Annotated in this window: 11 protein-coding genes; 8 read left to right on the top strand and 3 right to left on the bottom strand. The window is 68.0% G+C overall.

What is annotated here, in order from left to right; genetic code table 11:
* Nucleotides 1-25 precede the first annotated feature (25 nt).
* The 8 genes from AAIO73_RS09965 (at nt 26) to AAIO73_RS09930 (ending at nt 15,321) form a co-directional block, all read left to right on the top strand.
* The gene (locus AAIO73_RS09965; protein WP_345877740.1) at nt 26-982 is read left to right on the top strand and encodes an L-threonylcarbamoyladenylate synthase; all 957 of its coding nucleotides are present in this window, start codon (nt 26-28) and stop codon (nt 980-982) included.
* A 115-nt stretch (nt 983-1,097) separates the two neighbouring features.
* Nucleotides 1,098-2,555, top strand: a complete 1,458-nt coding sequence (locus AAIO73_RS09960) for a methyl-accepting chemotaxis protein (RefSeq protein ID WP_345877739.1) — start codon at nt 1,098-1,100, stop codon at nt 2,553-2,555.
* A 321-nt stretch (nt 2,556-2,876) separates the two neighbouring features.
* The gene (locus AAIO73_RS09955) at nt 2,877-5,366 is read left to right on the top strand and encodes a circularly permuted type 2 ATP-grasp protein (RefSeq protein WP_345877737.1); all 2,490 of its coding nucleotides are present in this window, start codon (nt 2,877-2,879) and stop codon (nt 5,364-5,366) included.
* Nucleotides 5,366-6,250 (top strand): transglutaminase family protein, encoded by an 885-nt coding sequence (locus AAIO73_RS09950; RefSeq protein ID WP_345878045.1) that lies wholly within the window; start codon nt 5,366-5,368, stop codon nt 6,248-6,250. Before AAIO73_RS09955 ends, AAIO73_RS09950 begins: the two co-directional genes overlap by 1 nt.
* A 64-nt stretch (nt 6,251-6,314) precedes the next feature.
* Nucleotides 6,315-7,094 carry an ImuA family protein gene (locus AAIO73_RS09945; protein ID WP_345877736.1) on the top strand — a complete coding sequence of 260 codons (780 nt, stop codon included), beginning with the start codon at nt 6,315-6,317 and terminating at the stop codon, nt 7,092-7,094.
* A complete protein-coding gene (locus AAIO73_RS09940; RefSeq protein WP_345877734.1) occupies nt 6,991-8,535 on the top strand; it encodes a Y-family DNA polymerase in 1,545 nt (514 codons plus the stop codon). Before AAIO73_RS09945 ends, AAIO73_RS09940 begins: the two co-directional genes overlap by 104 nt.
* 273 nt (nt 8,536-8,808) lie before the next feature.
* Nucleotides 8,809-12,027, top strand: a complete 3,219-nt coding sequence (locus AAIO73_RS09935; RefSeq protein WP_345878042.1) for an error-prone DNA polymerase — start codon at nt 8,809-8,811, stop codon at nt 12,025-12,027.
* Nucleotides 12,028-12,072: 45 nt separating this feature from the next.
* Entirely contained in the window at nt 12,073-15,321 is a 3,249-nt protein-coding gene (locus AAIO73_RS09930) for a PAS-domain containing protein (protein WP_345877732.1), read from the top strand.
* 393 nt (nt 15,322-15,714) lie between these two features.
* On the opposite strand, the gene AAIO73_RS09925 is transcribed toward AAIO73_RS09930, so the two are convergent.
* The 3 genes from AAIO73_RS09925 to acs all read right to left on the bottom strand — a co-directional run bounded on the left by AAIO73_RS09925 (nt 15,715) and on the right by acs (nt 19,169).
* Nucleotides 15,715-16,341, bottom strand: coding sequence for a hypothetical protein (locus AAIO73_RS09925; protein ID WP_345877730.1), 627 nt, complete (start codon nt 16,339-16,341; stop codon nt 15,715-15,717).
* A gap of 125 nt (nt 16,342-16,466) precedes the next feature.
* Nucleotides 16,467-17,093 carry a response regulator gene (locus tag AAIO73_RS09920; RefSeq protein WP_345877729.1) on the bottom strand — a complete coding sequence of 209 codons (627 nt, stop codon included), beginning with the start codon at nt 17,091-17,093 and terminating at the stop codon, nt 16,467-16,469.
* 141 nt (nt 17,094-17,234) lie between these two features.
* Nucleotides 17,235-19,169 carry an acetate--CoA ligase gene (gene acs, locus AAIO73_RS09915; protein WP_345877728.1) on the bottom strand — a complete coding sequence of 645 codons (1,935 nt, stop codon included), beginning with the start codon at nt 19,167-19,169 and terminating at the stop codon, nt 17,235-17,237.
* Nucleotides 19,170-19,258: the final 89 nt, after the last annotated feature.

Raw genomic sequence — 19,258 nt, 5'->3', positions numbered from 1 at the left:
TTTTTGCCGGTATAGCGCCCAAATTATGACCGCTCCAAACCCCCGCATCGCCACCCAGACCTTACCGTACGGCATGGCGGCGATCGATGCTGCTGCGGCGGTGATCGCCAATGGCGGCTGCGTCGCGGTGCCGACCGAAACGGTCTATGGCCTCGCCGCCGATGCCGGTGATTCGCACGCGGTCGCTGGCATTTATGCGGCGAAGGGGCGGCCGGGGTTCAACCCGCTGATCGTCCATGTACCTACGCTGGCGGCGGCACAGGCGCTGGCAGTGTTCGACGACCATGCGCTGCGGTTGGCCGAGGCATTCTGGCCGGGGCCGCTGACCCTGGTGCTGCCGATGCGTGAGGCGGCGGAAATATCGGCGCTGGTGACGGCGGGGCTGCCGACGATCGCGATCCGGGTGCCGGCGCATGACGCGGTGCAGGCGTTGCTTCGGAAGACCGGACGGCCGCTCGCCGCGCCCTCGGCCAATGCCAGCGGATCGATCAGCCCGACACGGGCCGAGCATGTGCTGCGCAGCCTCGATGGTCGCATTCCGCTGGTCATCGATGCCGGACCGACGACGCGCGGCATTGAATCGACGATCATCGCCTGTCTCGACGGGCAGGTCCGCGAACTGCGCCCCGGCCCGGTGACGCGATCGGCGGTGGCGGACCTGTTGGGCGTCGCGGTCGGCGGAGCGGGGGCGGGGATCGAGGCGCCGGGGCAACTTGCCAGCCATTATGCCCCGTCGAAGCCGGTTCGGCTGCACGCGACCGATCGCCGCAACGGCGAATGGTGGATCGGTTTCGGGCCGTTCGCGGGGGATGCGACGCTGTCGGCAAGCGGCGATCCGGTCGAGGCGGCGGCGCGGCTGTTCGATGCGTTGCACCTCGCCGATGCGTCGGCCGCGAGTCGAATCGCGGTCGCACCGATCCCCGATGCGGGACTGGGTGCAGCGATTAACGATCGGCTGCGCCGCGCCGCGACGCCGGTCTGACCCGATGCGGCAAGCCCCCGACTTACCGGGACTTACGCGACGCTCATGCCTCCAAAAAGCTACGCAACATTAACCGTCGTGCGATAGCTTGCGTTGGTACGGGAGGGTACCGATCGTGAGTGCAACCGACGAAATCGACTTCGACAAGAGACTGGCGGCGTTCGCCTATGATGATCGCAGCTATCGTTCGTTTCCGCGGGTCAAGCGCGCGATCGAGCGCCATGCGCCCGCCGCGCTGACCGCGCTCTACCGGCACATCGCGGCGACGCCGTCGATCAGCGCGATGTTCCAGTCGCAGGCGCGGATGGACCATGCCCGCGACAAGCAGCTCGAACACTGGCGCAAGCTGTTTTCGGGGCCGATCAACCGCGACTATGCCGCTGCCGCATCGAATATCGGACAGGTCCATGCCCGTATCGGGCTGGCCCCGACGTGGTATATCAGCGGCTATGCGCGAATGCTCGAGCATGTCCTGCCGCGGCTGGTGCTCGGGCGGATTGGCTGGCCGTTCGGGGCGCGAGCGCGTGCACGGGCGGCGACCGCGCTGGTCAAGGCGTCGCTGATCGACATGGACATCGCACTGGCCGCTTATTTCGAGGCGGAACAGGCCGGGCGGCGTGCCGTCATCGAACGCTGCGGGGCGGCGTTCGAACGAATGGCGCAAGGCGACCTGACCGTTTCGCTGGAGGGGCTGCCGCGCGAATATCAGGCGCTGGCCGACAGTTTCGAAGCGATGCGCCGGCAGATGTGTGAGACGCTGGGCATGGTCACCCGATCGGGTGAGCAGATCCGCATCGGATCTGGCAATATCCGCCATGCGTCGGACGACCTGTCGCAGCGAACCGAACAGCAGGCGGCGAGCCTAGAGGAAACGGCGGCGGCGATGGAGCAGATCGTCGGCACCGTCCGCCAGACCGCCGAGGGCGCATCGCGCGCCGACCGCATCGTCGGTGAGGCCCGCGGCGAAGCGGAGGAATCGGGCAAGATCGTCCGCCGCGCGGTCGACGCCATGGGCGGAATCCAGCGCTCGTCGGCCGAAATCAGCGAGATCATCAGCGTTATCGACGGCATTTCGTTCCAGACGAACCTGCTGGCGCTGAACGCCGGTGTCGAGGCGGCCCGGGCGGGCGAAGCGGGCAAGGGCTTCGCCGTAGTCGCTTCCGAAGTCCGCGCGTTGGCGCAGCGTTCGGCCGATGCCGCCAAGGACGTGAAGACGCGCATCCTCGCTTCTTCCGAACAGGTCGATGTCGGCGTCGAACTGGTCAATGCGACGGGACAGGCGCTGCAACGGATCATCGGCCGTATCGGCGAGATCAGCGATCTCGTCTCGGGCATCGCCACGTCGGCGGCGCAGCAGTCGACTGGTCTGCAGCAGGTCAATACCGCCGTGTCCGAGATGGACAATGTCACGCAGCGCAACGCGGCGATGGTCGAGGAAGCGACCGCCGCCGCCCGCGTGCTCGCGCAGGAAGCCGAGGTGCTGGCGACCGAAGTGGCGCGCTTCAAGCTGTCCGGGGCGGCGGAGAGCGGCAACGAGGTGCATCGGATGCAGCAGCGGCTGGCCGCTGCCTGAGCGTTGCTGTCGGAGGATGGTGGTGAGCCCGACCCGTTCGTCCTGAGTAGCCGTTGAGCCTGTCGAAAGGGCGTATCGAAGGACCTTCTGGGGCAGGTGCTTCGATACGGGTCTTCGACTTCGCTCAACCCCCTACTCAGCACGAACGGTTTAGCCGTTTGTCATCATGCTTAAAACCACTTCACCCTTCGTGCGGATATCCGGCGTGGGAAAGGCCGCCTCGGCTGCGAACGTCGCCTGCATATCCGTACCCATTTCCGCAAACCGGTTGCACCTGTGCGGCGCGCGTGCTTGGGAATGGTCGGGGTTTTGGGAAGCATTATGGCCAGCCGCGCGATCAACGGACGGTTTGATGCTGGCGCGACGGGTGAGCGCTGGCTGACGGAGTATCGGACTCGCGCGCCGCAGGGTGACATGTTGTCGGCTGCCTGCGACGGAGACCGCGCGGCATGGGAGGTCGCGTTCGAGGAATTGGCCAGCCTGCCCGGCAGCACGCTGGCTGCCGCGCGCGAACGGGCGCAACGCCATGCCGACGATATCGGCACCGCCTATCGCGCGGCGGGCGAGAGCGAGGAACGCCGCTGGCCGCTGTCGCCGGTCCCGCTGCTGATCGGCGCCGACGAATGGCGTACCATAGCCGAGGGGATGGCCGAACGCGCCGACCTGTTCGAGAGCGTGATCGCCGACATCCATGGCGACCAGCGGCTGGTCGCGGACGGCACCTTGCCGGCGATGATGGTCACCGGATCGCCATTGTTCCTGCGGCCGATGGTCGGCGTCGTGCCGCCGGGCGGGCACCAGTTGCACTTCGTCGCCGCCGACCTGTGTCGCGGTCCGGACGGGCGCTGGCGGGTGCTGGCGGACCATGTCCGCGTACCGGTGGGAGCGGGATATGCGCTCGAAAACCGGCTGGCGATGGCGCGGACGCTGGGCGGTCTGCCGTCGCGGTTGAATATCGAACGACACGCGCCCTTCTTCGCGGCGATGCGCGCCGGAATCGCCGCCGCCTGTCGCCGGTCGGAGCCGCGTATCGGATTGCTGACATCGGGCAAGCTCAATCCCAGCTATGCCGAACAGGCGCATCTGGCGCGCTATCTGGGGTTCCTGCTGGTCGAGGGTGCCGATCTGGCGGTGCGCGACGATCACCTCTATGTCCGCACCATCGCCGGGTTGAAGCGGATCGACGCGCTGTGGCGGCGGATCGACCCGCGTCTTATCGACCCGCTGGCGTTCGATGCCGGTTCGACGATCGGCGTGCCGGGGCTGGTCGATGCGATGGCGGCGGGCAATGTCGTCATCGCCAATGCGCCGGGGGTCGGCGTGCTCGAATCGCCCGCCTTCGCCGCGTTCCTGCCGGCGCTGGGGGAACGGTTGCTGGGGCGGGCGCCCGCATTGCCGTCGATCGGGACATGGTGGTGCGGTCGCGCGGCGGACCGTGCGCATGTGCTGGCCTCGCTTGAGCAACTGGTGGTCGGCCCCGCCTTTGCCGGACCGCCGGTCGCAGGACTACCGGACGGCGCCGTGCTCGGTGCCGCACTGGACGGCGAGGCACGCGAACGGCTGGCGACGGCGATGGCGTTGCGGCCGCAGGATTATGTGGGTCAGGAGGTCGCCGAACTTTCGACCATGCCGACCGCCTGTGGCGAGGGATTGCAGCCGCGCCCCTTCTCGCTGCGGGTCTTCGCCGCGCGCGGAGCCGACGGTCGCTGGGTCGTGCTGCCCGGCGGGTTCGTCCGGATCGGCGACCAGCCCGACGCGCGCGCCGCGGTGATGGGCGAAGGGTCGTGGTCGGCCGACGTCATCGTCCACGGCCCCGATCCGGTCGCACCGATATCGCTGCTGCAGCCGGCCGACAGCGTCGAACTGCGTCGCAATCCGGGTACCTTGCCCAGTCGCGTCGCCGACAACATGTTCTGGCTGGGGCGTTATCTGGAGCGGGGCGAGGCGCTGCTGGGCGTCATCCGCGTGCTGTTCGGTCATTCGATCTCGGCCGATACCGGCGCGGCATTGGCCCCGGAAACGGTCGAGCGGCTGGTGACGATCATCGCCGATACCGGTGCCGCCGCCCGGCCGCCCAGCCACCGTCGCCGCGATCTGGTCGATTTCGGGCGGGAGGCGATGGAATCGGTCGAGGGCTGGGGCAGCGTGCGCGCGATCAACCGCATGGCGACCGGCATCGGCGGCGTGTCGCGCGACCGGCTGTCGGCGGACATGGTGCGGCTGCTCGACGCGCCGCATCCGACCGCGGGCACGTTGCTCGACCGGGCGGGCACGTTGCAGCGTCGCTATGCAGCGTTAGCCGGGCTGTCGGCCGAACATATGGGGCGAACCGATGCGTGGCGCTTCCACGACCTGGGTCGGCGGATCGAACGCGCGATGGCGGCGACGCGTACCTTGCTGGCGGTCGATCTGCGCCGGGCGAGCGCCGAGGACCTGTCGACGCTCCTCGACCTTGCCGACAGCCAGATCAGCTATCGCCAGCGCTATCTTATCGGGTTCGCACGGGTGCCGGTGATCGACCTGATCGCGCTCGATCCCGGCAACCCGCGCGGCATCGCATTTCAGGTGGAAACGATCGTCCAGCATCTCTGCAAGCTGCCGGTGTTGAACGATGCCGGCATCGCCGAACCGCAGCAGCGCATCGCCGCGCGATTGACCGCGGCGGTCGCGATCGGATCGGCCGAACGGCTCGACCGGGGCTGGCTGCTGGAAATCAACCAGCAGTTGCAGAAGCTGTCGGATGCCATCGCCACGCGGTATTTCCTGCAAGGAGCGCAGGCGCTTCGAGAAGCCGGGTTGACGCTGGCATGATGCGCTATGCCATCCGCCACATCACCCGCTTCGACTATGCCGAGGCCGCCGGGTTCGCGCGTTGCAACCTGCGTCTGCGCCCGATCCTGTGGTCGGGGCAGGAACTGGAGGAGTATGCGCTGCTGGTCGAGCCGGGCGGGTCGACCGCGCCGGCGCGGGCGCAGGCGGGGTTGGCCAATGTCACGCGGTTGGTTGTCGATCGGCCGGAAAAGACGCTGACGATCGAGAGCCGCGCGACGGTGCGGGTCGAGCGTCCGATCCCGTTCCCGTCACCAGGCGATCCGACGCTGGGCGATATCCGGGCGATGGTGGCAGCGGTGCAGGATGCCGGGCCGGCCAGCCCGGTCAGCTATCTCTTCCCCTCCGCTCACGTCCCGATCGTGCCCGAAATCGCGGCATGGTGTGCCGAGGAACTGGCCGACGACCGCGGCATCCTCGACGCCGCGATCGTGCTGGCCCGGCGGATCCAGCGCGACTTTGCCTTTGATCCGACCGCGACGCTGGTCGACACCCCGCCTGCCGAAGCCTTCGCCAAGCGCGGCGGGGTGTGTCAGGATTTCGCGCAGATCATGCTGTCGGGGTTGCGCGGGGCGGGACTGCCCGCCGCCTATTGCTCGGGCTATCTACGCACCTTGCCGCCGCCTGGGCAGGAGCGGCTGGTCGGAGCCGATGCCACCCATGCGTGGGTGCTGGTCTGGGCCGGTCCCGATCTGGGATGGGTCGGCGTCGATCCGACCAACGGCATCTGGATGGCGGAAGACCATGTCGTGATGGCGATCGGCCGCGACTATGCCGACATCGCGCCGATCGATGGCGTCGTACTGGGGTCGGGCGCGCAGACGATGCACGTGTCGGTTGATGTCGAGCCGTTGCCGGTCGACTGACCGCACCCACGCCCTCCAACCCGGATTGACGAATCCATAAGGGTTGGAGGATAAAGAACAAACCATGAACGTAGAGTCGTCCACCCTTATCGCGCTGAAGCGGCAAGTCGCCGCCATGGAGCGGCGCGCGCCGGTGGGCAAGGCGGTTCGCGTCGCGACTGGGCATGGCGACATCGATTCCGCGCTGGGCGGAGGCATCGCCCGCGGGCGGCTACACGAGATTTTTGCGGCCGAGCAGGGCGATGCCGGCAGCGCGACCGGCTTTGCCGGGATGCTGTCGATTCGGCTGGGCGGCGGCGTGGTGTGGTTGCGCGAAGAATCGGCGGTGCGCGGGGGCGGGCATCTCCATGGGCCGGGACTGGTCGAGATCGGCGTCGATCCCACGCGTCTACTGCTCGGCTTCCTGCCCGATCCTTTGTCGGTGCTGCGTGCGGCGGCCGATGTTGTGCGTTGTGCCGGGGTAGGGGTGGCGGTGATCGAGCTGCACCGCGATCTCAAAGTGCTCGACCTGACCGCCAGCCGCCGGCTCGCGCTGGCGGCGGAGGAAAGCGGGGTGGCGGCGCTGTTGCTGCGCATCGCCGCGACGCCGGTGGCCAGTGCCGCCGATACCCGCTGGGCGGTGCGGTCGTGCGCGTCGCAGCCCCTGCCGGCCAATGCGCCGGGCCATCCGACCTTCGACCTAGAATTATTGCGTCAGCGCGGCCGGGGTGCCGATGGCCGCTGGCAAGTGGAGTGGAACCGTGAGCAAGCCGTCTTCACCAGCCCGACGCCATCTGGCGCTGTGGTGGCCGTTCCTGCCCGCCGACCGGCTGCTGCACCAATCCCCCTGCGCCGTGCCGGATGATGCACCTTTCGTCTGTGTCGAGACGGTGCGGGGCGCGTTACGTATCGCATCGGTCGATCCGCAAGCGCTCGACAAAGGGCTGGCCCCCGGCATGGCGCTGGCCGATGCGCGGGCGCAACTGCCCGACCTGGCGGTGGTCGATGCCGATCCGTTCGCCGATCATGGTTGGCTGGAGCGGATCGCCGATGCCTGCGACCGGTTCACGCCGATGGTGGCGTTGGATGGGGGCGACGGGGTGACGCTCGACATTACCGGCTGCGCGCATCTGTTCGGTGGCGAGGGGGCGTTGGTCGCGGAGGTCGAGGCGCGGCTGGCCCGGTTCGGGACGTTGCGCCACGCGCTGGCCGACACGCCCGATGCGGCGCAGGCGCTGGCCCGGTTCCAGAGCGCGCCTGCGGCGAGCGAGGCGGCGGCGATCCGGCGGCTGGGGGTGGCGGCGCTGCGGCTCGACGACGAGATTGCGGTGGCGCTGCGACGGGCGGGCCTGCGCACGATCGGCGATCTGGCGAGCCGCCCAACCGCACCGATCGCGGCACGTTTCGGCGAGGAGACGGTGGCGGCATTGGCGCGGTTGCTGGGCGATGCCGATCAGCGGTTGCGGCCACGGCGAGCCTTGCCGGCATTGTTCTTCGAACGACGTTTCGCCGAACCGATCGCGCGCGATGCCGATGTGCTGGCGACGATCGGCGATCTGGCGGCGGAGGCGGAGGCGGAACTGACCGCACGCGACCGAGGCGGGCGACGGTTCGCGGTGCGGCTGTACCGGGCGGATGGGGCGCTGCGCGATCTGGCGGTCGAAAGCGGGTTGCCGCTCCGCGATCCGCCGTCGATCCTGCGGCTGTTCCGCGAACGGATCGATACGCTGGCCGATCCGATCGATCCGGGGTTCGGGTTCGACATGATCCGCATGAGCGTCCCCGCGCTCGAACCGCTGGCCCCCACGCAATTGCAGCTGGAGGGCGGTGCGGTGAGCGAAGAGGCGATGGCGGCGCTGGTCGATCGCCTGAGCACCCGCCTTGGCCGTGGGCGCATCGCGCGGGTCGCGCCGGGCGACAGCCATCTGCCCGAACAGGGCGTGCTGACCATCGACGCGATCGATGCGCCGGTACCGACCGGCTGGGACGCGCCCGAGACGGGCGAGCCGCCGCTGCGTCCGATCCACCTGTTCGACCCGCCGCAACGGATCGAGGTGATGGCCGAGGTACCCGATGGTCCGCCGCATCGCTTCCGCTGGCGCCGCGTGCTGCACGACGTGATCCGGTTCGAGGGGCCGGAGCGGATCGCGGCCGAGTGGTGGCGGCGCGGGCAGGCTAAGGTGCGGACGCGCGATTATTACCGGGTCGAGGATGTGCGGGGGCGGCGCTACTGGATCTTTCGGCACGGGCTGTACGATCGCGAGACACCTGATCCGCTCTGGTATGTGCATGGGGTGTTTGCGTGACGTTGCGCCCGCTTCGTCATTCCCGCGCAGGCGGGAATCCATATGCGCTGGCGGCTCGATTCCATCCGCAGTGTCGGCGTGAATGGATTCCCGCCTGCGCGGGAATGACGAAAAGTGGTGTGGCGATGACGCGGGTTGCTCGCTCTTTCGTCATCCCGGCGCAGGCCGGGATCCAAGGTTCCGCAAGCGCCGAAGCCATCGGATATGCGGCATGGTGGATCCCGGCCTGCGCCGGGATGACGGGCAGTGGCTTGGGCGTGGCGGCTCCGTGAGATGGCCTTTGCCGAACTGATCGCCGCGACGCATTTCTCGTTTCTACGCGGGGCGTCGCCACCGTCCGAGATGGTTGGGCAGGCGAACGCACTGGAGATGGCCGGGATCGGGATCGCCGACCGCAACACCGTGGCGGGGGTGGTTCAAGCGCATCTGGCGTTGAAGAATGCGAAGGAGAAGCGGCATGAGGCCGGGTTGCCCGACTATCCCTTCGACCTTGTCGTCGGTGCGCGGCTGGTATTCGCCGACGGGACGCCGGACATCGTCGCCTATCCGGTCGACCGTGCGGCTTGGGGGCGGCTGACCCGGTTGCTCAGTGGCGGCAATCTCAAGGCGAAGAAGGGGGACTGCCACCTCGAACTCACCGATCTGCTCGAATGGCAGGAGGGGCTGTTGCTGATCGTCACTGCGCCCGATGCGGCGTTGCTGGCGCGGCTGCGCGATGCCTGTCCGGGGCGGGTATGGCTGGCGGCGACGATGCCGCGTGGCGGTTGCGACCGGCGGCGGCTGGCGGCAAGGATCGCGTTGGCGCGGACCATCGGCGTGCCGCTGCTCGCGACCAACGATGCGCTCTATGCAAGCCACGAACAGCGCCCGTTGCACGATGTGCTGACCTGTATCCGCGAGGGAACGACGATCGCTGCCGCCGGCAAGCGTCTGGCCGCCAATGCCGAACGCCATCTCAAATCCCCTGACGAGATGGCGCGGCTGTTCCGCGATTGTCCCGAAGCGGTCGAGGAAAGCGTCGCCATCCTCAAGCGCATCCGCTTTCGCCTGACCGACCTGAAATATGAATATCCGCACGAACCGGTGCCGCCGGGATGGGAGGCGCAGGACTGGCTGGAACATCTGACGATGACAGCCGCGCATGATCGCTATGGTCCCGATCTGCCGGTCGAGGTGCGGCGGCGGCTGGACGAAGAGTTCACGCTGATCCGCAGCGAGAAATACGCCCATTACTTCCTGACCGTCCATGATCTGGTCCGGTTCGCACGGACGTGCGATCCGCCTATATTGTGCCAGGGTCGCGGGTCGGCGGCCAATTCGATCGTATGTTTCCTGCTGGGCGTGACGTCGGTCGACCCGAGTGAGCATGACCTGCTCTTCTCGCGCTTCGTGTCCGAACAGCGTGGCGAGCCGCCCGATATCGACGTCGATTTCGAACATGAACGGCGTGAGGAGGTGATCCAGTATATCTACGCCCGCTATGGCCGTGAGCGGGCCGGCATTGCCGCGACCGTCATCCATTACCGCCCGCGCAGCGCGGTGGGCGAGGTCGGCAAGGTGCTGGGCCTGACCCGCGACGTGACGCAGCGGCTGGGCAGCACCGTATGGGGCAGTTTCGCCGGGCAGATGGAGGCGCGGCGCTATACCAGTGCCGGGTTCGACCTCGACAATCCCGACATCGCGCAACTGCGCTGGCTGGTCGACCAGATCCTCGAATTCCCGCGCCATTTGTCGCAGCATGTCGGCGGGTTCGTGTTGACGCAGGGGCGGCTGGACGAACTGGTGCCGATCCATAACGGCGCGATGGAAGGGCGGACCTTCATCGAATGGGACAAGGACGATATCGACGCGCTGGGCCTGATGAAGGTCGATGTGCTGGCGCTCGGCATGCTGACCTGCATCCGCAAGGCGTTCGACCTGCTCCGGCTCCACGGGCTGGGCGAGCATGACCTGACCGTCGACCTGAAGGCGGACGACGAAGATGTTTACCGGATGCTGCACAGGGGCGACAGCATCGGCGTGTTCCAGGTCGAAAGCCGCGCGCAGATGAACATGCTGCCGCGGCTGAAGCCTGTCTCGCTCTACGATCTGTCGGTACAGGTGGCGATCGTGCGGCCGGGGCCGATCGAGGGCGACATGGTGCATCCATATCTGCGGCGGCGGGCCAGCAAGGAGGTGGTGACCTATCCCTCGCCCAAACCGCCGCACGATCCCAACGAACTCAAGACGCTGCTCGACAAGACCTATGGCGTGCCGCTGTTCCAGGAACAGGTGATGAAGCTCGCCATCGTCGCCGCCGATTTCAGTCCGGGTGAGGCGAACGAGTTGCGACGGGCGATGGCGACGTTCCGTAATCCCGGGACGATCCAGAAGCTGCGCGAAAAGCTGATCGAGGGCATGACCCGGCGTGGCTATGAGCCGGACTTTGCCGAACGCTGTTTCCGTCAGATCGAGGGGTTCGGCAGCTATGGCTTTCCCGAAAGCCATGCGCTGTCGTTCGCGCGGCTGGTCTATGTATCGTCGTGGATCAAATGCCATCACCCGGCGGTGTTCGCCTGCGCGCTGCTCAATTCGCAGCCGATGGGCTTTTACGCGCCGGCACAGATCGTCCGTGACGCGCGCGACCATGCGGTCGAGGTGCGCGGCATCGATGTGAATGTCAGCGACTGGGACAACAAGCTGGAGGGGGAGCAACTCGCCCTGCGGCTGGGCTTTCGGCAGATGGACGGGTTTCGCCAGGGCTGGGCGGAGGCGATCGCCGCCGCGCGACCCTTTGCCAGCGTCGAGGAACTGGCGCGAAGGGCGCGACTGCCGCAGCGGGCGCTAAGACTCCTGGCCGATGCCGATGCGTTTCGCTCGATCGGGTTCGACCGGCGCGCGGCATTGTGGGAGGTGCGGCGCACGCCCGATGCCGAATTGCCGCTGTTCGCCCATGCCCGCGCCGCCGAACTGGGCGCCGAGCCGGACATGACGCTGCCGGCAATGCCGGCGGTCGAGCATGTCGTGACCGACTACCAGACGCTCCGCCTGTCGTTGCAGGGGCATCCGATGCAGTTCCTGCGCGAGCGATTGGACCGGATGGGAGTTACCAGCTGCGCCGGGATCATGGCGGCGAAGGCGGGGGCGCGGGTCACCGCCGCCGGCCTCGTCCTCGTGCGGCAGCGGCCGGGCAAGGGCAATGCAATCTTCGTCACGCTGGAGGACGAGGGGGGCATCACCAATGTCGTGCTCTGGGCGCGGTTGTTCGAGGCGTATCGGCGTGAGGTGATGGGCGCGCGGCTGATGGTGGTCGAAGGCGAGGTGCAGCGCAGCCGCGAGGGGATCGTCCATCTGATGGGCGCGCGGGTATGGGATCGCAGCGACCTGCTCGACAGGCTGGGCGAAGCGCCGCCGCCCATCCCGTCGTCACGTGGCGACGAAGCGGTCCGCCCGGTCGCCTCGCGACATCCGCGTGACGTGCGGCTGGTACCCAAGTCGCGCGATTTCCACTGACATCCCCCAGCCGCCCGGCGTAGGACGGCAGGCGGGAGGGTCGCCATGAACGGATTGCTGCTGTTCGCGGTCGCGATCGGCTATGCCGCGCTGCTGTTCGCAGTGGCATGGGGGGCGCGTCGGCGCGGACTGACGCCGCGCGACCGGCGGATCGTCTATACGCTGGGGCTGGCGGTCTATTGCAGCAGCTGGACGTTCAACGGCGCGGTCGGCAGCGCGGTCGCCGATGGCTGGGCGTATCTGCCGATCTATCTGGGGCCGATCCTGATCTTCGCGCTGGGCGGGCGGTTGCTGGTGCGGCTGGTCGGCGCGGTGCAGGCCGATGGCGCGACGTCGATCGCCGACTTCATCGGGTCGCGCTTCTCGCGCAGCCGGGGAGTGGCGGCGCTGGTCACGCTGATCGCGTTGATCGGCACCGTGCCCTATGTCGCGCTGCAATTGCGGTCGGTCGCGACCAGCTATGCCGCGCTGGCCGGCATGGCCGATGTCACGCGGCCGGTCGTCGTCACCGCATTGGTGCTGGCAGGGTTCGCCATCGCCTTCGGAACGCGCAGCGATGCCGAGCCGCGCGCAGAGGCCGGGCTGCTGGCAGCGGTCGCGATCGAATCGGTGGTCAAGCTGGCGGCATTTGCCGGGGTGGCGCTGTTCGCCATCCTGCTGGTCGGCGGCGCGGGACCGGAAGCCCGAAGCGCGGGGCTGGCGCGGCTGTCGGCGGGGTTCGCGCGGGCGCCGGACATGGGCGATTTCGTCGTCACGACGCTGCTGGCCGCCGCCGCGATGCTGTGCCTCCCCCGCCAGTTCCAGGTGACGGTGGTCGCCGCGACCGAGCCGGCCGATCCGTGGCGGGCGCGCGGGCCGTTCGTCGCCTATCTGCTGTTGACCGCGTTGCTGGTGCTGCCGATCACGTGGGCGGCGCTGGTGCAGGGCGGGATGGCGCGCCCCGACCTGCTGGTCATCGCCATGCCGATCGCGGCGGGTGTGCCGGCGGTAGCGTTGCTCGGCTTTCTCGGCGGGTTTTCGGCGGCGACGGCGATGGTCGTGGTCGAGACGGTGGCGCTGGCGACGATGGTGTCGAACGACCTGATCGCGCCGCTACTGCTGCGCAATCCGCGTCTGGCCGCGGCCGAGCATGTCGGGCGGACGCTGCTCTGGGTGCGGCGGGGGGTGATCGCCGGAATCATCGGCGTGGCGACGGCGTGTGCGCTGCTGATCCCGACGACCCGGGGGCTGGCGGCGATCGGGCTGGTCGCGTTCGCGGCGATGGCGCAGTTCGCGCCGGCGCTGCTGCTGGCGATCGGGCGCGGCGGGCGTGATCCGCTGGCGGCGAAGGCGGGGCTGACCACCGGGCTGGTCGGGTGGACGTTCCTGCTGTTCGTGCCGACGCTGACCGGGGCGCCGCTGCCGGTGTCGGGGGTGCCGGGACTGGGCGCGCTGTCGGCGGCGGCGGTGGCCACGCTGGCCGCGAACCTGATCGTTCATGCGATCGTTGCCGCGTCGCGTGCGCCGCGCCTGCCTTTCGCCCGTGACGAACGCGTGCCGCCGGTGCGCGATCTGGGCGAGCTGACCCGGCTGGTCGCGCGCTTCGTCGGTGAGGAGCGCGCCGTCGCCGGTCTGGGCGAGGGGACGCATGTCGACGCCCGGGCGGCGCGGCAGGCCGAACGACTGGTGGCGCAGGTGGTCGGCGTGTCGTCGGCGCGGCGACTGGTCGCGTCGGCACTGTCGGGCGAGGCGCTGGGCGCCGAAGACGTCGCGCGGATGCTGGATGCGAGCGGGCAGAGCCTGCAATTCTCCAAGGGGCTGCTGGCCGCGACGCTGGAGCATATCGATCCGGGGGTCAGCGTCGTTGATGCCGAGCTGAACCTCGTCGCGTGGAATCAACGCTATCTCGACCTGTTCGGCTTTCCGGACGGCATGATCCGGGTCGGGGCGCCGGTTGCCGATGCGATCGCGTTCAATGCGCTGCGTGGCGATTGCGGCCCCGGCGAGGTCGACGACCATGTCGCCCGGCGGCTGGCGCATATGCGGCGCGGCACCCGACACAGTTTCGAGCGGGTCCGGAACGACGGGCGGGTGCTGAAGACCGTCGGCGGACCGATGCCGGGCGGCGGCTATGTCATGTGTTTTTCGGACATTACCGTCGAGGCGCAGGCGCTGCGCGCGGTGGAGACAGCGCGTGCCGAGCTGGAGCAACGGGTCGAGGAACGGACGCGCGCGCTGTCGGAGGCGAATGCCGCACTGGCGCGGGCGACCGCCGACAAGACGCGGTTCCTCGCCGCTGCCAGCCACGACCTGTTGCAGCCGCTGCATGCCGCGCGGCTGTTCACCGCCGCGCTGGCGCGGGGGGCGGACGATCGCGCGAAGCCGCTGGTCGAGCGGATCGATCAGTCGATCGCGGCGGCGGACCAGTTGCTGCGCGCGCTGCTCGACATTTCGAGGCTGGATGCCGGCGGGATCGTGCCGGTGCCGACGCGCTTCGCGGTGCGCGGCTTGCTCGGCGAACTGGTCGAGAGCTTTGCCGATCAGGCGCGCGCCAAGGGGCTGACGCTGCGTCTGGGCATGGGCGACGCGGTGGTCGAGACGGACCGGGTGCTGCTGCGGTCGATCGTGCAGAATCTGCTGGGCAATGCGGTGCGCTATACGGCGCGGGGCGGCGTGGTGATCGGCGTGCGGCGGCGGGGCGGCACGGTGCGGATCGAGGTGATCGATAGCGGACCCGGCATTGCGACAAGTGACCGGGCGCGGGTGTTTCGCGAGTTCGAGCGGCTGGCCAATGCCGAGGATGCCGGGCTGGGGCTGGGCCTTGCCATCGTCGCGCGGACGGCGGCGTTGCTGGGGGCGGAAGTGACGCTCGACAGCCGGGTCGGGCGGGGGAGCCGCTTTGCGGTGACCCTGCCGCTTGCGGAGGGGGCGGTGGTTGCCCCGCCGGTGCGGGCGGCGGCGGGGGCGGTGCTGCCGCTCGACTGCCTGATCGTCGACGACGATGCCGGGGTGCGGGCGGCAATGGCGGCGCTGGCGGCGAGCCGGGGGCATGGCGTGCGGCTCGCGGCGACGGTTGAGGAAGCGCTGGCGCAGGTCGGGGGCGCGGCGGTGGCGTTCGTCGACCATGATCTGGGCGGGGCGGTCGACGGGCTGGCGCTGATCGACATGCTGCGGGCGAGGGCGCCGGGGCTGCGGGTGGCGCTGGTGACGGCGGATGCCGGGCGGACGTTGGCGGAGCGGGCGGAAGCTTCGGGGGTGGCGGTGTTGCTTAAACCGCTGTCGGGTGAGGTTTTTGACGGCTGGCTGGCGAGTTAGCGTGGCGTGGAAGTTGACAAAGGTGACAGTATGCAATGCTTTTGCGAGGGGTAAGGTTGTTTTAGCGCAATGGGTTAAGGGTGGCCTGTCGCGCGGAAGTTGACACTTTTGCTTCGGGCGGTGCCGGTTCGGTCTCGGTATGCGCGTCGACGATGGGAAAGAACGAGCGCAGAGATTGGCAGGCGGTCGGGCTGTAGGAAAGCGTTGAGCGGGATCGGGGGCGGATGGTCCGTTGCCCGAGTCGTGGATGGTCGCCCGCTGGTGTCGGTAAGCGCGCCTCGGAACGGGTTTGGGGAACCCGACGCATTCAGGATCAGCGATCTTCGAGACGCCCCTCCGAAGACGCTCTCAAGCACTAGCGCTCTCGTTTCTGCTTTCGCCCAAGAGCGGTCATTAGAACGGAGGCTGTTCTAGCGCCGCCAATTTCAACCTCGCGCGCTCCTGTGCAACGGTGGCGTTCACCGTCTCCCGGAAGGCGCCAGGATTGTTGATGAGAGGGAGGAGGTGTGCGGCCCGCTCCGTTACCCGGTCGTCGGTGACTCCCTGCAAGAAGCGGGTCGCCTCGTCGGTTCGCCCGAGCAGTCCAGCGGCGATCCCTGCCTCGTAGCCCCACCAACTAGGCCCCATGCGATTAGGGGAACTTTCGGCGCGCTCAATCACGAACTCGGCAACGGACTGGAACGATGAAAAGCGATCGTCGATGAGGCGGGCGTTGTCCCTCGCAGCATGCGCGATCTTCCGCGCCGCTTCCGCAAACTGCTCTTCAGTCTCGAACTCTGCGTACAGTTGCGACGGAACGGATACGTTGAAGCTCATGAAGCCAATGCCCAACCACAGCCAGTGAGCCGCGTTCGTGAGGGACACGCTCTTCGACCACCTGCTCGGCGTGAACTCCACTACGTTCAGCCATGAACGCCTGTCTGCAAGCGAAAGGCGAGATCGCCCCTGCTGGCGAAAGCCCAACGGGACCAATTCCTTCCTGGCAGCCGCCGCGATGATCCTGCTGTGGGTGTCGCCCATGCTCATGATGATAGACGGAGCAACGTTACCCTTCCAGCGGCGAAGTAGCGAAGCCGCCTGTCCGCTTTCCACCGAAGCCCGACCTTCCTCGCGCGCAACCGGTTTTTATAACCCAGTCCTCGACTCTACCCCACCACCTCCAGCCCCAATGCCCGCGCCGCCACCGCCGCCTGCGTCCGGTTGCCGACGTCGAGTTTGCGCAGGACGGCGGTCATGTGGACCTTTACCGTGGCTTCGGCGATGCCGAGGTCGTGGGCGATCTGTTTGTTGAGGCGGCCGGCGAGGACGCCGAGCAGGACGCGCAGTTGCGTAGGGGTCAGGGCGGCGACGCGGGCGGCGATGTCGTCCTCGGGCGCCGCGTCGGGGACCATGCGATCGCCGGACAGCGCTGCGGCAATGGCGGTTTCGATATGGTCGAGCGGGGCGTCCTTGCCGACGAAGCCGACCGCGCCGAAGCGGGCGACCTGCGCATAGGCGGCGGCACGGTCGGCGCCGGAGATGACGAGGATGGGGACGTCGGGCGCTTCGGCATGGAGTAGCGCCACGCCGCTATAACCGACCGCGCCGGGCATGTTCAGGTCGAGCAGGATAAGGGCGAGGTCGGTTGCTTCGCGGACGACCTGGACGGCGCGGTCGAGCGAGCCGGCCTCGACGATGTTCGCTTGCGAGCGGACCTGGGAGACGGCGAGGGTCAGCGCCTGGCGGAACAGGGGGTGGTCGTCGGCGATGAGGATGGTTGGAGCTTCAGCCATTCTGCAAATCCGTTCGTCCTGAGTAGCCGCTGAGCCTGTCGAAGCGGCGTATCGAAGGACCGTCTGTGGCCAAGTGCTTCGATACGGGTCTTCGACTTCGCTCAGCCCCTACTCAGCACGAACGGTTTGCAACAAGGCCCCTCACACCGGCCGGATACGCTCGGCGACCAGCGTGTCGACGACCGACGGATCGGCCAGCGTCGAGGTGTCGCCCAAGTTCGACGTGTCGTTCTCGGCGATCTTGCGCAGGATGCGACGCATGATCTTGCCCGAGCGGGTCTTGGGCAGACCGGGCGCGAATTGCAGCGCGTCGGGGGTGGCGACGGGGCCGATCTCCTGCCGGACCCAGCCGCGCAGTTCGGCGCGGAGATCATCGGACGGTTCCTCGCCGGCGTTGAGCGTCACATAGGCGTAGATGCCCTGGCCCTTTATGTCGTGGGGCATGCCGACGACCGCGGCTTCGGCAACTTTTTGATGCGCGACGAGGGCGCTTTCGACTTCGGCGGTGCCCATGCGGTGGCCGCTGACGTTGATGACGTCGTCGACGCGGCCGGTGATCCAGTAATAGCCGTCGGCGTCGCGGCGCACGCCGTCGCCGGTGAAATATTTGCCGGGATAGGTGGTGAAATAAGTCTGGAAGAAACGGTCGTGATCGCCCCACACCGTCCGCATCTGCCCCGGCCAGCTATCGGCGATACAGAGATTGCCCTCTGTCGCGCCGGACAGTTCCTTGCCCTCGGCATCGACGATTAGCGGCTGCACGCCGGGGAGCGGCTTGGTCGCGCTGCCGGGCTTCAGGTCGGTGGCATAGGGGAGCGGCGAGATGAGGATGCCGCCGGTCTCGGTCTGCCACCAGGTATCGACGATCGGGCAGCGGCGGTCGCCGACGACGCGGTGATACCAGTCCCACGCCTCCGGATTGATCGGTTCGCCGACCGAGCCGAGGATGCGCAGCGACTGGCGGCTCGACTTCGTCACCCACTGGTCGCCTTCGCGCATCAGCGCGCGGATCGCGGTGGGGGCGGTGTAGAAGATGTTGACGCCCAGCCGGTCGATCGTTTCCCAGAAACGGCCATGGTCGGGATAATTGGGCACGCCGTCGAACATGACGGTGGTCGCGCCGTTGCTGAGCGGACCGTAGACGACATAGCTGTGCCCGGTGACCCAGCCGATATCGGCGGTGCACCAGAAGACCTCGCCATCGCGATAATCGAACACGTCGCGGAAGGTGGTGTGCGCCCAGACCAGATAGCCGCCCGTCGTATGCAGCACGCCCTTCGGCTTGCCGGTCGAACCGCTGGTATAGAGGATGAACAGCGGGTCTTCGGCGTCCATCGGCTCGGCCGGGCAGTCGGACGAGGCGTCGCGAAGCAAGTCGTGCAGCCAGAAATCGCGGCCCTCGGTCATCGGCACGTCGGCGCCGCTGCGGCGGATGACGATGACGGTGTCGACGCCGGGGGCATGGGCCAGCGCCTTGTCGACATTGGCCTTCAAAGGGATACGTTTGCCGCCGCGACAGCCTTCGTCGGCGGTGATGACCAGACGGCTGTCGCAATCGACGATGCGGTTGGCGAGGCTGTCGGGCGAAAAGCCGCCGAACACGATCGAATGGATCGCGCCGATACGGGTGCAGGCGAGCATCGCCGCCGCCGCCTCCGCCATCATCGGCAGATAGAGGGTGACGCGGTCGCCCTTCTTCACGCCCCTGGCCTTCAGGACGTTGGCGAAGCAGCAGACCTGCTGGTGGAGTTCGCGATAGGTGACGCGGCGCGTCTCGCCCGGTTCGTCGCCTTCCCAGATGATCGCGACCTGATCGCCGCGTTCGGCCAGATGGCGGTCGAGACAGTTGACCGAGACGTTGGTCTGGCCATCGGCGAACCAGCGGATGCGGAAATCGGCTTCGTCGAACGACGTGTCCTTGACCTGCGTATAGGGTCGCGACCAGTCGATACAGCGGCCGCCCTCACGCCAATAGGCTTCCGGATCGGCGACCGAGGCGGCGTAGCGCGCGTCATATTCGTTCTGGTCCACCCGCGCGGCATCATCGTGCGGAGCCGCGTGAATCGTCTGGGTCATATATCTCTCCTATGCCCTTGATCTGTGTTGAGGGGTACGCGCGTCAAGTCGCTTGCCCCTACGACCAAGGTCGTACTTCCCGCCATGGC

This window comes from Sphingomonas epibiotica, assembly GCF_039615155.1.
Lineage (GTDB): Bacteria > Pseudomonadota > Alphaproteobacteria > Sphingomonadales > Sphingomonadaceae > Sphingomonas.
This window is presented reverse-complemented; position numbering and strand designations above follow the sequence as displayed.